The sequence below is a fragment of the Streptomyces sp. SP18BB07 genome, assembly GCF_036322545.1.
Taxonomy (GTDB): domain Bacteria; phylum Actinomycetota; class Actinomycetes; order Streptomycetales; family Streptomycetaceae; genus Streptomyces; species Streptomyces deccanensis.
On the sequence record NZ_JAQYWT010000283.1, the window covers coordinates 1 to 353 of the forward strand.

General features: G+C 71.1%; 1 pseudogene. It reads left to right on the forward strand.

Annotated features, from left to right (window positions below):
- Positions 1–353, forward strand: a pseudogene (locus tag PUR53_RS15215) (hypothetical protein); the annotation flags it as partial.

Here is a 353-nt window from a genome sequence, read left to right on the forward strand (position 1 = left end):
CAGCTGACGTTCACCAGCGGTCTGGTGCTGTCGCTCGGCACCCCCTGGGGCCTGGCCCGCCACCGCTGGGTGTACACCAAGTACTGGCTGACCCTGGCCACCCTCACCGCCACCGTCCTCGCCGGCGCGATCGACATGACCACGCCGCGCGTCCTGGACCACGTCCGTGCCGTGACCGCCGCCGGAGCTCAGGCCGTCGTGGCGACCGCCCCGTTCTACACGCACACCCACCCGGCGGAGATCTCCATCCCCTTCTCCCTCGGCTTCATCGTCCTGGTCCTCGCGGTGACGACGGTGACGAGCCTGTGGGCCTCGAAGAAGCAGCAGGAGGCGGAGGCTGCCGCCACGCCGGC